The organism is Variovorax boronicumulans, assembly GCF_030812215.1.
Taxonomy (GTDB): Bacteria; Pseudomonadota; Gammaproteobacteria; order Burkholderiales; family Burkholderiaceae_C; genus Variovorax; species Variovorax boronicumulans_C.
The window spans coordinates 213,790-227,727 of sequence record NZ_JAUSSG010000009.1; the positions used below are offsets into that span (position 1 = coordinate 213,790).

Sequence of the window (13,938 nt, forward strand, 5' to 3'; positions counted from 1 at the left end):
CGCGGAGGAAGCGAAAGGAACGCGCATTGTCCGGCGAATGGCGCCGCCCGCACCCGCTTGCGGGTTTGTCCTCATGTCCTCAAACAGGGTCCCAGCTGAACACGTCCGCCGAGCGGTCCAGAGGGTAGAAGCTCGCGCGCATCGCGGGCATGGCGTGCTCGGCAATGCTCTGCGGCGTCCAGCCTTCGGAGCGATGCACCGAGCGCAACGGCCTCGGCTGGCTGATGAGCGAAATCTCGTTGTTGCGCACCGAAAAGATCTGCCCGTTGACCGCACTCGCCGCATCGCTCGCGAGGTACACCGCGAGCGGCGCGACCTTGGCGGGCGTCATCTGCTTGATCTTGTCGACGCGGGCGCGCTGCTCGTCGGTGTCGGTGGGAATCGCGCCGATCATGCGGCTCCAGGCGAACGGTGCGATGCAGTTGGAGCGCACGTTGAACTTGAGCATGTCCAGCGCGATGGACTTCGACAGCGCCACGATGCCCAGCTTGGCCGCCGCGTAGTTGGCCTGGCCGAAGTTGCCGATGAGGCCCGAGGTCGAGGTCATGTGCACCATCGCGCCCGCGTTCTGTTCCTTGAAATGCGTCGCGGCCGCGCGGCTCACGTAATAGGCGCCGTAGAGATGCACCTTGAGCACCGCGTCCCATTCATCGACCGACATCTTGTGGAAGAAGCGGTCGCGCAGGATGCCCGCGTTGTTGACCACCGCGTCGATGCGGCCGAAGCTTTCGACGGCGCACTCGACGATGCGTGCGGCACTGGCGGCATCGGCCACGCTGTCGGTGTTGGGCACGGCCTCGCCGCCCGCGGCACGGATTTCATCTACCACCTGCTGCGCAGGGCCGGCGCTTCCGCCTGCCCCATCGAGCGCGGCGCCGATGTCGTTGACCACCACCTTCGCGCCGTTCTTCGCCATGGCCAACGCGATGTCGCGCCCGATGCCGCCGCCCGCGCCGGTGACGACGACCACTTTTCCTTCAACCATTCTTGTCTCTGCTCCGGATATTCGTTCGACCGCGGATTCGCGGGCTCGACCCAGAATGCCACAGGGGGCGCGGAGCGGGTTTCTGATTTCCGAAGAGGGGCTTCGCGAAACGCCGTCAGTGCAGTGCGGCGGGCATGGCGCCGCCGCGCAGCCCCGGATGCCGCGCCGCCGCCGCATCGACGTCGCCGGGCGCGTCCAGCAGCGGCCCTTGCAGGAACGCCGCCAGCACGTCGTTGCTGGCAGCCTGGCTGCGGGCCGGCCCGCGCGATCCGCCGATCAACATGGCGACGGCGAAGCGCGCCGGTGCCGACAGGTACAGCGGCACGTCGGTGAAGCTGTAGTGGTTGGCCTCGGCGATCTGGTAGCGGTAGCCGCCCGCGCGCAGGTGGTGCACGAGCGCGAGGTTGCCTTGCAGGTAGTTCTGCGAATGCCGGGTCTCGCGGTGGTCGCTTTCCAGCAGCAGGAACGGCACCGGCATCGGATCGGTGGCCGCGCGGCCGTACAGGGTGCCGTCGAGGTTGGCGACGGCGCGGATGCGCGCATCGCCCATGGCCGCCTCGACCGCGCTGGCGCCGCCGAAGGAATGCCCGATCGCGGCGATGCGCCCGGGATCGAGCCGCGGCGACAGGCGCGCGCCGAACGCGTCCGGCCGGCCGACCCGGTCGGCGACATAGCGCAGGTCCGCCGCCCGCACGCCCTGCAGCGCGCTCATGTAGCGCGTGCGGTCCGGGTCGCCGGGCAGGAAGCGCTCGATGGGCGTCGCCAGGCGGCCATCGGCCAGTTCCACGACGGGGGCCTCATAGGGATGGTCCAGCGCGAGCACGAAGAAGCCGCGGCTCGCGAGGTCGGCCAGCAGCCCCGAATAGAACGCCCGCGATGCGCCATAGCCTGGCGAGAACAGCACGACCGGCCAGCGCGCGCGTTGCGTGGCCACGGGCGCATCGGTGCGGGCATGCGTGTCGATGCGGTCGTAGCGCCGCATCGCGAGGCCGGGGATCAGCGACACCCAGGCCGGCAGGCGCCCGAGGCCGTCGATGTAGCCGGGCCGCGAGCCTTCTTCACCGGCTTCGGCCGGATACCAGGCCTGCACCACGACATTGCGGTGGTCGTGCGGGTCGTCGGTCGCGGGTTCGTCGCGATCGGGGTCGGTCCACCGGAACACCTGGCTGCCGACCGCATAGGGGCCAGCCGGCACGGGCAGCGCCGGCACCGGAACGAAAGTCCACGCGAGCAACGCCACCAACGCGAGCGCCGCCACACCGCCGCGCCCCAGCCATGCGAGCGCGCGTTGTTGCTGCTGCGGCGGCCGGCTGCGCCGCCAGGCCAGCACCAGCAGCGCCGCGAGCAGTGCGCAGATGGCTGCGTACTGCCCATGGAAGCCCTCGCGCAAGACCTGCACAAGGCAGGCGACCAGCAGCGCTGCGCCCATGGCCGCGATGGCGCGCGCGCCGATCCGCCGCGTCGCCGCCGCCACGAGGGCGAGGACGACCGCAACGGTGACGATCGCGCCATCCAGCATCGACATCGCCGCCTCAGCCGCCGTACCGGGCGAGCATGCCCAGCTTCTCGTTCAGCGCCGCCTGGAACTGGTCGCGCTGCGAGGGCACCCACATCGGCGGATCGAACGCGGCCACGATACGCTGGCCCTCGATGCGGATCGTGCCGGCCAGCGGCTCGCGCACGGCGAAGCTGTCGCCCTGCACATCGACCTGGAAGCCCAGCGCCTCGCCTTCCTTCAACTGCGCCTTGAGGGATTCGCGCAGCCGCTCCGGGCGACCGGCGTGCGGAACGGAGATTTCGATCGGCCGCAGGTCCGGCAGCGGCAGCAGCACCGCGGCGGTGACCTTCGACGGCCCGCCCGCATCCGGAAAGCGCAGCTTCGCCGCGGCGTCGAGCACCAGCGCGCGGGCTGCGGCGACCTCGTCGTCGGGCGCGTGGCCGCTCTGCGGGGTGACGAAGTTGTCGGTCAGCACATCGACCGATGCCACGCTGCCGTCCGCATCCACCGAGAGGCGGAAGCTCATCACGCCCTGCACGTCCTTGTGGGGCTTCGCTGCTTCGGCCAGGGCGCGATGAAAGTCCAGCACGACCCGGCGCGCGGCCGCCGCGTCGAGCGCGCCGCTCACCACCGGCGAGGTGGCGCGCAGATGGCCGACCAGCGCGATGCGCGCCTCCAGCGGGTCCATGCTGCCCTCGATGGCCTGCGTGCCGTGCACGATGCGGTCGTCGAACAGCAGCAGCTGGTTGAACTCGGCCGGCACCAGCTCGTAGAGCACCTCGCCCTGCACATGGTGCTTCTTGTAGCTGGGCACGCCGTCGCGCATCAGCAGGGTTTCGCCGCCCGCGAACCTGCGCGCCTGCCAGCGTGTGAGCGAGTAGACGAAGCCCCAGGTGCCGTTCTGGAAATCGCTGTGCAGGCCCAGCATGCAGCCGTCGACCATGAGGTGGAAGTTCGGCGCGCCGGTCGGCAGCATCCCGAGATGGTCGGTGCACCACTGCTTCAGGTGCCGGGTGAAGCGCGTCCACAGCGCCTCGGGAAAAAGCTGCTGCGGCACCGTGCGCAGGTACGTGTACATCTGCGGCTCGCAGAAGTACTGCCACTGCACCGTCTGCTGGTAGGCGTTCTTCACCTTGCCGTCGTAGGCCGTGCGAAGGGCGTCGGCCTCGAGGAAGAAGTCCTTGACGACATGCTGGCGCTTGATCACGCCGGCTCTCCCACGGCCGCCGCCGCGTGCTCGCGCATGTCCCCCAACGCCACGCGCACCTGACGGTTGCCGCTGTACGGCAGGCGCCCGTGGGCCATCAGCAGGTTGTTCACCAGCAGCACGTCGTTGGCCTGGGTCGGGATGTGGATCGCGCACTCGGTCAGCACCCGGTCGATGGTGCGCACCCACTCGGCCGGGATCGGGCTGCCGTCGCCGAAGAACACGGTGCGCGGGTACTGGTCGCGCCTGAAGTGCTTGCCCAGCATGGCGTCGATCTGGCCCGGCAGCGCATCGGGGTGGTGCAGGAGGATCTGGTTGAACCAGGCCTCGGTGTCGTGCTCGGGAATCTGCAGCAGCGCGTGGGTGCGGTAGGACACGGTGAGGTCGTTCTCCGAAATCGCGTCGATCTCGTGCCCCGTCGACGCGATCTTCTCGCGCAACTCCTCGAGGCTTCCGACCTGGAAGAACTGCTCCCACGACGCATCCAGCCCGCGGATGAAACGGCGCCGGTAGATGAGCCCCAGATCGCGGAAGCGCGCCAGCATGTCCACGGGCAGGCGCTCGACCACCCGGCGCCCGTCCGACAAGGTCCACTCGCCGCCTTCCGACGCGGGCTCCAGGCAGAAGAAGAGCTGGCGCGACGGCCAGGTCTGGGTGTGCGAGGCCTCGTTGTGGAAGCGGATCTCCAGGTGCTTGGGATAGGGCGTGGCGAAGTACACGTTGTCGCTGGCGCTGGCGAGCGGCAGGTCGCCGTAGTGCCGGTAGAGCGCATCGCAGGCCGAGGCAGCCGAAGCTTCGAAGCCTTCGAGGCCGCCGACGTCGAACTCGCGGAACAGCACATGGCCGTCGGTCCACAGGGCTTCGTCGATGCGGTCGCGGTGTTGGCGAATCCAGGGCGCGAGCGGTTCGCGCGAGGCAGATGTGATGTGCATGGGATGGGCTCGATACGAAGTTGGAAAAAAGGAGGGCCTCTCAGGACATGGCGACGAGAATCCGCCGCGGTCCGTCGAACGGCAGCCGGCCGTGCGCCGCCAGCAGGTTGTCGACCACCAGCAGGTCGCCCTGCCGCCACCGGAAGGCGCGCCGCTGCGCGCGCAGCACCTCGCGCACCCGGGCCAGGGTTGCGTTGTCGATGCGGCCGCCGTCGCCGTAGTACGCCGCCATCGGCAAGCCCGCCTCGATGCGCGCATCGACGTTGCTCGCCATCGGCGTGTTGGAGGCATGGAACAAGTGCACCTGGTTGAACCAGACCCGCTCGCCGGTCAGCGGATGCACGCGCGTGGGCGGCCGCCGCTCGTGGATGCGCAGGCCGCCGCCGGGCTGCCATTCGCAGCCGATGTCCATCTCGCGGCAATGCGCCTCGACCTGCGCGCGGTCATCGGTCTCGAAGGCCTTGCTCCACGCGTTGTAGCGCGCGTTCGCCGGCGCGAGGTTGCGCACATACAGGAGCTCGCGGCGCTCGAATTCCTCGACGATGGGCGCCGGCATCTGCTCGAGGATGCGCCGCGAATCGGCCAGCGGCGTCTCGCCGCCCACCTGCGGTTCGGTCGCGCAGAAAAAATACAGCCGCCCGGGCCAGCGCACGCTGTACGACATCTCGTTGTGCAGCGGGATCTCCAGCTGCTTCGGGTATTCGGTCGAGGTGTAGATGCCCTCGGCCACCCGGCTGCGCGGCGAGGTGCCGCCCGCGTAGCCGCGCAGTTGCGGCGCCATCGCGGCGACCGCGCGGCGAAAGTCCTCGGGCTCGCGCAGCGGAAAACCGCGCAACAGCAGCGCGCCGGCGCGCAGCAGCGCGGGCTCCAGCCGCGGCATCTCGCGTGCGAACCAGTGTTCGACGTCCGCCGCGCCGGGGCCGGCGTGCACGCAGTGCGGAAAGCCGCCGTCGATGCCGTCGCCCGACTCGCGGGGATCGATGAGGGTTGCGGTCTCGCTCATGCGCATCGCCCCAGGTACCAGTGGCGGCCGACGATCTCGAGCACGCGATCGACGTGCGGCGGCGCGAGGATCGACAGGTGATCGCTGCCGGTCACGTCGACGCTGCGCAGTTGCGGCGCGTGCAGGCGCCAGGCACTGTCGTCGCTGGTGCCGTCGGCGCGCAGCAGCAGCACCGGGCCGTCGAACGCGCCTTCGGGCCGGTAGCCGATCGCGCACTGGCGGCAGAACATCTCCAGCACCGGCACGAAGTCGTTCAGCCGTGCATTGGCCGGCAGCAGGCGCGCGCGGCGCATCGCCTCGAAGATCGGCGGCGCCTGCTCGCGCAGCGGCAGCGCGGCCAGCGCATCGGCGTCGAGCCCGTGGGCGTGTTCGCTCTGCAGCGCGATCAGCGCGATGTATTCGCGCAGTGCGTGGGCGCGATCGCCATGCCCTTCCGCACGCGGGGCGTCGGTATCGACCAGCACCACCGGCGCGACAGCGGCGCCGTCGCCGGCCAACTGCCGGGCCGCCTCCAGCGCGATCCAGCCGCCGAACGAATGGCCGATGAGGTGATAGGGCCCCTCGGGCTGCACGGCGCGGATCGCATCGACATAGCGCGCCGCCGCCTCCTGCAGCGTCGGCCGCCCGCCGTCGTGGCCGAGCAGCGCGGGCGCCTCCAGGCCGATGAAGCGCGCATCGCCGGTGCTGCGCGACGCGAATTCGAGGAACGAGGTGGCGTTCGCGCCCGCACCGGGCATGCAGAACACCGTGCGCGCCTCGGTGCTGCCACGGCGAATCGTCACTGCGGCGCCTGGCGCGATGTCGGCACCCCGGTTCGGCGAGACGCCATCCAGGCGCGCCAGGATCGAAGCGATCGCGCCGCCGACCCGGCCGGCGTGCTCGGTGCGCATCATGATGCTCCAGTGATCGCCGCCGATGGGGTGCACCTGCAAGCGGTTGCCCACCACCCCGCTCCAGCCATTCGACGGATCGCCCGCGTCGCCCGGCTGCGCAGCGGCGAACAGATGCGCGTCGATCTCCAGCGGCTCGGCGTAGTACCTGTGCGCTGCAGCGCGCAGGTTGAACCAGAGGTCGGCACGCGCATCGAATTCGGCCGGGCTCATCTCCTTCGTGAGCCAGCCCTCGCTGCGTGCCAGCGCGATCGCTTCGGGCACATCCCCGGTCGCAAGAATCCGCGCGACTTCGGCCGCCTCCAGCTTGCGCCCGTGGTACTCGGCGAACGCGACCAGCAGCAGCTTCCTGTCGTTCACGCCGAGGTCGGACACGCCGCGCTCGCCGTCGCCGCGATACCAGCTGTCGACGAGGCCGAGGAATTCGACCTGCTCGCCCGCCGCCAGCAATTGCCGCGCGACTTCGAAGGCGAGCACGCCGCCGGCCGACCAGCCCGCCAGGCGGTACGGCCCCTGCGGCAGCGCTTCGCGAATCCGCTGCACGTAGCCCGCTGCCAGGTCCTCGTAGCGGCTGTCGGCATGCACCGCCTCGCGGTCGGCACGGATGCCGTAGAGGCCCACCTCGGGATCGATGTGTGCCGCCAGCCGCTCGTAGGACAGCACTTCGCCGCTGGGCTCGTGCACGAACACCAGCGGACGCCGCGCACCGCCCTTGCGCAGCGTCACCCACTGCGCATTCGCGCTCGCCACGCCCTCGCGCGGCCGGTCGATCAACGCGGCCAGCGCGCTCAGCTGCTGTGCCAGCAGCACGTCCTGCAGCGCGACTTCGTAGCCCTTCTGCTTGAGCCCTTCGATGACCTGGAACACCATCAGCGAGTAGCCGCCCAGGTCGAAGAAGTTGTCGTGGCGGCCGATGCGCTCGACGCCGAGCAGTTCCGACCAGAGCGCGGCGATGACGCACTCCGCCTCACCCTGCGGCGGCTCGTAGCGGCTCGATGCCAGGCCCTGCCCGTCGGGCGCGGGCAGCGCGTTGCGGTCGAGCTTGCCGTTCGGCGTCAGCGGCAGCGCGTCCACGGCGACGAAGGCCGAGGGCAGCATGTACTCGGGCAGATGCGCGGCCAGGCCGGCGCGCAGTTGCGCCGGGTCCACTGCGCCGACCACGTACGCGACGAGGCGCCTGTCGCCGGGGCTGTCCTCGCGCGCGATCACCGCGGCCTCGCGCACACCCGGCTGCTGCGCAAGGCGTGCCTCGATCTCGCCCAGCTCGATGCGAAAACCCCGCAGCTTGACCTGCGAATCGTTGCGGCCGAGGTATTCGAGCGTGCCGTCTTCGCGCCAGCGGCCGAGGTCGCCGGTGCGGTACATGCGCGCCTCGCCCTCGCCCTCGCCTGCCCCGGCGAACGGGTCGCGGAGGAACCGTGCGGCGGTCAGTTCCGCGCGGTCGAGATAGCCGCGGGCCACGCCCGCGCCGCCGATGTGGATCTCGCCGGCCACGCCGACCGGCACCGGCTGCGCCGCCGCATCGAGCACATAGACCCGCGCGCCCGGCATCACCTGGCCGATGTGCGGACGACGCCCGTCGACGATGCCGCAGCTCGCATCGACGCTGCACTCGGTGGGTCCGTACATGTTGAAGAACAGGCGGTCGTCGACGGCCGCAAGCTCGCCCCAGGTTGCCGCATCGATGGCCTCGCCGCCGAGCAGCAGCTTGCGCAGGCTCGGCGCGCGCCCCCGCAAGAGGCCCGCGCCCTGCATCAGGCGCAGGTGCGAGGGCGTGCATTCCATCACCTCGATGCGATGCGCTTCCAGGAAGCCGAGCAGCTCCTCCGCACCGAGCCGCGCCGCCTCGGGCAGCAGGAACACGCTGCGCCCGAACGCCAGTTGCCCCCACGCCTTGACCGCCATGTCGAAACCGAACGAGGAGTTCCACGCCACGCGCCGGCAATCGGGCGCCACGCCGTGGACGCAGGCCTCCATCGCGTGGAGAAAGTACGCCAGGTTGCGGTGCTCGACCATCACGCCCTTGGGCGTGCCGGTCGAACCCGAGGTGTAGATCACGTAGGCCAGGTGCGCGGGCGTGAGGCCGACGTCGGCACGGTCCGGGTTGTGGGACGGGGCGAGCGCCCAGTCGGGGTGCGCCGCATCGAGCATCGCGCGCACGCAGCGCCCGGAAGGCCTGAGGCGTCCGTCCAGCCGCTGCTGGGTCAACAGCACGACGGCGCCGCTGTCGCCGAGCATGTGCGCGAGCCGCTCGTCCGGGTACACCGGGTCGAGCGGCACATACGCACTGCCCGCCTTGAGCGTGGCCAGCAGCGCCACGACCAGTTCCAGGCTGCGCTCGGCGCAGATCGCCACGCGGTCGTCGGGCCTCACGCCGAGCGCGCGCAGGTGGTGGGCGAGCTGGTTGGCGCGCGCGTTGAGTTCTGCGTAGCTCAAGGCCTCGCCCGCGTATTCGATCGCCTGTGCATCGGGCCGGCGCGCCGCCTGCGCCTCGAAGAGCTCGTGCACCAGCACCGGTTCGGCGGCAACGGCGTGGCTCTCGTTGAAGCCCTCCACGATCGATGCGCGCTCCTTCGCATCGAGCAGGTCGATGCGATCGACCGGCTGGCTGTCGTCGGCGACCATGCCGCGCAGCACCGCCTCCAGGCAGCGCCAGTGGCGGCGCACCGTGGCCTCGTCGAACAGCGCGCTCGCGTAGTTGAGCTGGCCGCCGATGCCTTCTTCGCTTTCGCGCAGTTCCAGCGAGAGCTCGAACTGCGCGCTGTCGGCGCCGCCGCCCAGGCTCTGCGCCTGCAGGCCGGCCAGGTCGAGCGCGGCCCTGGGCGTGTTGTGCCAGGACAGCATGACCTGGAACACCGGATGGTGAGCCAGCGAACGCGGCGGATTGAGCGCCTCGACCAGGCGCTCGAACGGCACGTCCTGCAGGCTCTGCGCCTGCACCGCGGTCTGCCGCGCCTGGGCCAGCAGCGCCTGCACGCTGGGGCTGCCCGACAGGTCGATCTTCAGCGCCTGCGTGTTGATGAAGAAGCCGATCAGCGGCTCGACCTCGACGCGGCTGCGGCCCGCGTGCGAGCTGCCGATCACCACCTGCTCCTGTCCGCTGAGCCGGCCCAGCACCACGGCCCAGGCCGCGAGCAGCGTCATGTACAGCGTGGTGCCGTGGCGCTGGCCAAGCGCGCGCAGGCCGTCGGCGAGCGCGACATCGAGCGCGATGGCGATGTTCGCGCCACGGTAGTCCTGCACCGGCGGCCGCGGCCGGTCGGTCGGCAGGTCGAGCAGGGCCGGCGCGCCGCGCAGTTGCGCCACCCATTGCTGCAACTGCTGCTGCAGCAGCGGACCCTGCAGCCACTGGCGCTGCCACATGCCGAAGTCGGCGTACTGGATCGCGAGCGGCGGCAGCGGGTCGGGCCGGCCTTCGCGGAAGGCGCGGTACAGGGCCGAGAACTCGTTCGCGAGCACGCCGCCCGACCAACCGTCGGAGACGATGTGGTGCATGGTGACGAGCAGCACGTGGTCCTCGGGCCCGAGCGCGAGCAGGCGGCCTCGGATCAACGGTCCGAGCGCGAGATCGAACGGGCGCAGCGCCTCTTCGCGCGCGATGCGCTCCAGCTCCGGGTCGGTGGCGCCGCGCAGGTCTTCATGCCGCAGCGCGAAGCCGCGGGCCTCGTCGATGACCTGGAGCGCCTGGCCGCCGATGCCGACGAAGCGCGTGCGCAGCACCTCGTGGCGCTCGACGATGCGGTCCAGCGCCGCCTGCAGCGCCGCGATGTCGAGCGCACCGCGCAGCCGCACCGCATCGGGCACGTGGTAGGCCTTGCTCGCCTCGGGATCGACGCGCGCGATGAACCACAGGCGCTGCTGCGCGAACGACATCGGCAGCGGCGCCGAGCGGTCGGCGCGGGCGATGGCGCCCAGGGCGTTCTGGCTCGCCTCGGCCACGTCGCGGGCCATGTCGGCCAGCTGCGGATGGGTGAAGAGCGCGGGCAACGGCAGCTCGACGCCGAGCCGCTCGCGCACCTGCGAAACCAGCCGCACCGCGAGCAGCGAGTGGCCGCCGAGCTCGAAGAAGTTGTCGTGCCGCCCGACGCGCTCCATGGCCAGCAGTTCGCACCAGATCTGCGCGAGCGTGTCCTCGATCTCGCCGATGGTCGCCTCGTAGGCGCGATGCGCGAAGGCCAGGCCGTCGGGCGCGGGCAGCGCCTGGCGGTCGAGCTTGCCGTTGGGGGTCAGCGGCAAGGCGGCCAGCGGCATGAACGCACCCGGCAGCATGTGATCGGGCAGGTGCGCGGCCAGGCGCATGCGCAGCTCGGCGGGGTCGGCCGCCTGCACGTCGCCCACGATGTAGGCGACCAGGCGCTTGTCGCCGGGCACGTCCTCGCGCGCGATCACCACGGCTTCGCGCACGCCGGGCAGCTCGTTCAGCCGTGCCTCGATCTCGCCGGGCTCCACGCGGTGGCCGCGGATCTTGAGCTGGAAATCGTTGCGGCCGAGAAATTCGATGGTGCCGTCGTCGCGCCAGCGGCCGAGGTCGCCTGTCCTGTACATGCGCGAACCCGCACCGACCCCAGCATCCACGCCACCCGCGAACGGATCGTCCAGGAAGCGCTCGGCGCTCAGCGCGGGCTGGTGCAGGTAGCCGCGTGCGACCTGCACGCCGGCGATGTATATCTCTCCGGCCACGCCGCGCGGCACCGGCCTGCGCTGCGCGTCGAGCAGATAGAGCCGGCAGTTGTCGACCGGCGCACCGATGGGCGGTAGGTCGTCCCAGTCTTCGGCCGGCCCGGCGAGCGTGTGCGCGGTGACCACGTGGCTTTCGGTCGGGCCGTAGTGGTTGTGCAGCCTGGCGTTGCGGCCGGAGAACAGGCGCCGGATGGCAGGTGTGATGCGCAGCTGCTCGCCCGCGACGACCAGGTCGCGCAGCGCCGGCAGTGGTGCTTCGCGCTGCGACCACAGTTCGCTCAGCGCATTGAGCGCGATGCAGGGCAGGAACAGCCGTTCGAGCTGCTGTTCGCCCAGCCAGTCGGCCAGCGCGGGCAGGTCGCGGCGCAGGTCGTCGGGCAGCAGCACGAGGGTGCCGCCGCCGGCCAACGTCGAGAAGATTTCCTGGAACGCCACATCGAAGCCCGGTGCCGCGAACTGCAGCGTGCGCGCCGCGCCCGGCAGCGCCTCGCGCTGCCACGCCAGCAGGTTGACGAGCCCGCGATGCGGCATCGCCACGCTCTTGGGCCGGCCGGTCGATCCCGAGGTGTAGATGACGTAAGCCAGGTGCTCGCCGCGCAGGCCCAGCGCCTGCGCATCGGGGCACGGCGCGGCAGCCTGTGCCCATGGCGCCTGGCCGATGTCGTCGAGCAGCACGCGCGCGCAAGCCGCCGCCGGGGGCAGGCGAGCGGCCAGCCGCTCTTGCGTCAGCAGCACGCGCGGCGCGCTGTCGGCCAGCATGTGCGCCAACCGTTCATCGGGATAGGCCGGGTCCAGCGGCACATAGGCGCCGCCGGCCTTGAGCGTGGCCAGGATCGCGATCACCATCGGCGGGCCGCTCTCCAGGCAGATCGCCACGCGTTCGTCGGGCGCGACGCCGAGCGTGCGCAAATGCATCGCCAGCTGGTTCGCCTGCGCCTCCAGCTCGCCGTAGCTCAGCCGCTGCGCGCCGAACGCCAGCGCCGCAGCCGACGGGTCGCGCGCGGCCTGGCGCTCGAACAGCGCGTGCACCAGCTCGCCTTCGGCGCCGTGGTCGCGCCGCGTGGCGTTGAAGCCATGCAGGACCTCATCGCACTCGGCCGGCGGCAGGGTCTCGATCGCATCCATCGGCGTTTCGGGCGCGCACCCGAGCGCCTGCACCAGATGCCCGAGGGTTTCGCGCACCATCGCGGCGATGCGTGCGGCATTCACGCGCTCGACGATCTCGGCGGTGATGCTGAAGCCCTCGCCATGGTCATCGACGTGCAGCACGAACGGATAGTTGGTGCGGTCGCGGCTCTCGATGTGGTGGATGCCGGCCATGCCCTCTTGGCCCGGCGCCGCCGCCTCATCGCGGCTGTGGCGGTAGTTCAGCAGCGCCGAGAACAGCGGCGTGTTCGCGGCTGCCAGCCCGCTGCAGCGCTGCGCCAATGTCAGCGGCGCGTGCTCGTGGCGCAGCAGTTCGGCGAGCGTGGCCGCAGTTTCTTCGAGCGCAGCGCCGGCGCTGCGTCCGTCCAGCCGCACGCGCAGCGGCAGCGTGTTGATGAACATGCCCATCGCGCGGTCGGCACCCGCGCCGCCCTGCAGGCGGCCGAACAGCACCGTGCCGAACACCACGTCCTCGCGACCGCTGCAGCGCGCGAGCACCTGCGCCCACGCGAGGTGGAACACGCAGGCGGGGCTGACGCCGCGCGCCCGCGCAATCCGGCGCAAGTCCGCGCACAACGCCGCATCGAGCCTGAGCTTCGCCTGCACCGCGTCGCTGCCGTTGCCCTGCACATCGAGCAGGTCGAAGGGCGCGGTCGGCTGGTCGATGTCGCCGAGCATCGTGCGAAAGAACTGCTCGTGCTCGGCCTCGCGCGCCGAAAGCCGAGCCTGTGCGACGAAATTGCGGAACGGCAACGGCACGGGCAGCTCGTCCCGGCGGTCCCGCATCACGAGGCCCACCTCGTGCACCAGCTGCTCCAGCGTGACGTGGTCCATCACCAGGTGGTGGTAGAGCATCTGCAGCAGCCAGCGCCCGCTCACCGCGTCGAAGGCGGCAAAGCCGCGCATCAGCGGCGCCTGCCGCACGTCGAGGCGGTAGCGGTCCGGATCGGCGTGCGCCTTCAGGCGCGCCTGCACGTCGCCGGCCAGTTCCAGCGTCTCGACCTCCAGCCGCGCGCGGCGCCACACCACCTGCACCGGTTCGGGCAGGCCGTCCCACTGCACCGCGGTGCGCAGCACGTCCTGCCGCGCGATCACCTCGTTCATTGCGGCGACGAAGCCGTCGAGCAGCGCGCGGCTGTCGAAGCCCATCAGCAGCCGGTTCAGGTAGGCATCGCCCCGCTGCTGCAAGAGGTGATGGAACAGGATGCCCTCCTGCAGCGGCGCGAGCGGATAGATGTCCTGCACGTTGCCGGCGCCGCCCGGCGTGGCCGCGACGATGCGGTCGATCTGCGCCTGCTCGAGCCGCACCAGCGGCAGCATCTGCGGCGTGATGCGCGCCTGCTGCGCCTCTTCTGCCGCGCGTGCCGGCGCGGCGTGTTCGCCGTTGGCCGCGACCCAGTTCATCAGCACCTGCTTGTGCAGCTTCAGCGAAGCCATCACGCCCGGGGTCAGCACGCCGCGCGGGGCCTTGACCACCAGTTCGCCCTGCTCGATGCGCGCCAGGACCCGGCGCTGTTCGAAGAGGCCGATCAGGGCCGGCGCGTCCAGCCCGTCCAGCGCATCCCGCCCGTCTCGCGCTCGCATGCTTGCAACTTCC

General features: G+C 71.0%; 6 protein-coding genes. All 6 read right to left on the minus strand.

The genetic code is table 11. The features are described from left to right. Positions 1 to 79: 79 nt before the first annotated feature. On the minus strand, positions 80 to 985 hold the full coding sequence (locus J2W23_RS23545) for an SDR family NAD(P)-dependent oxidoreductase (protein ID WP_307650471.1): 906 nt from the start codon (positions 983 to 985) through the stop codon (positions 80 to 82). 115 nt (positions 986 to 1,100) lie between these two features. Continuing rightward, positions 1,101 to 2,510 (minus strand): alpha/beta hydrolase family protein, encoded by a 1,410-nt coding sequence (locus J2W23_RS23550; protein WP_307650472.1) that lies wholly within the window; start codon positions 2,508 to 2,510, stop codon positions 1,101 to 1,103. Between the two features lie 7 nt (positions 2,511 to 2,517). Then, positions 2,518 to 3,690: a hypothetical protein gene (locus tag J2W23_RS23555; RefSeq protein WP_307650473.1), complete on the minus strand. Its 1,173-nt coding sequence runs from the start codon at positions 3,688 to 3,690 to the stop codon at positions 2,518 to 2,520. Beyond that, positions 3,687 to 4,622, minus strand: coding sequence for a TauD/TfdA family dioxygenase (locus J2W23_RS23560; RefSeq protein ID WP_307650474.1), 936 nt, complete (start codon positions 4,620 to 4,622; stop codon positions 3,687 to 3,689). Before J2W23_RS23560 ends, J2W23_RS23555 begins: the two co-directional genes overlap by 4 nt. Positions 4,623 to 4,662: 40 nt before the next feature. After that, positions 4,663 to 5,625 carry a TauD/TfdA family dioxygenase gene (locus tag J2W23_RS23565; protein ID WP_307650475.1) on the minus strand — a complete coding sequence of 321 codons (963 nt, stop codon included), beginning with the start codon at positions 5,623 to 5,625 and terminating at the stop codon, positions 4,663 to 4,665. Beyond that, the gene (locus J2W23_RS23570) at positions 5,622 to 13,925 is read right to left on the minus strand and encodes a non-ribosomal peptide synthetase (protein WP_307650476.1); all 8,304 of its coding nucleotides are present in this window, start codon (positions 13,923 to 13,925) and stop codon (positions 5,622 to 5,624) included. Before J2W23_RS23570 ends, J2W23_RS23565 begins: the two co-directional genes overlap by 4 nt. Between the last annotated feature and the right edge of the window lie 13 nt (positions 13,926 to 13,938).

Bases quoted from the DNA above. Each gene is read 5' to 3' on its own strand.
- J2W23_RS23545 (WP_307650471.1), bottom strand. From the start codon at position 985: ATGGTTGAAGGAAAAGTGGTCGTCGTCACCGGCGCGGGCGGCGGCATC.
- J2W23_RS23550 (WP_307650472.1), bottom strand. From the start codon at position 2,510: ATGTCGATGCTGGATGGCGCGATCGTCACCGTTGCGGTCGTCCTCGCC.
- J2W23_RS23560 (WP_307650474.1), bottom strand. From the start codon at position 4,622: ATGCACATCACATCTGCCTCGCGCGAACCGCTCGCGCCCTGGATTCGC.
- J2W23_RS23565 (WP_307650475.1), bottom strand. From the start codon at position 5,625: ATGAGCGAGACCGCAACCCTCATCGATCCCCGCGAGTCGGGCGACGGC.
- J2W23_RS23570 (WP_307650476.1), bottom strand. From the start codon at position 13,925: ATGCGAGCGCGAGACGGGCGGGATGCGCTGGACGGGCTGGACGCGCCG.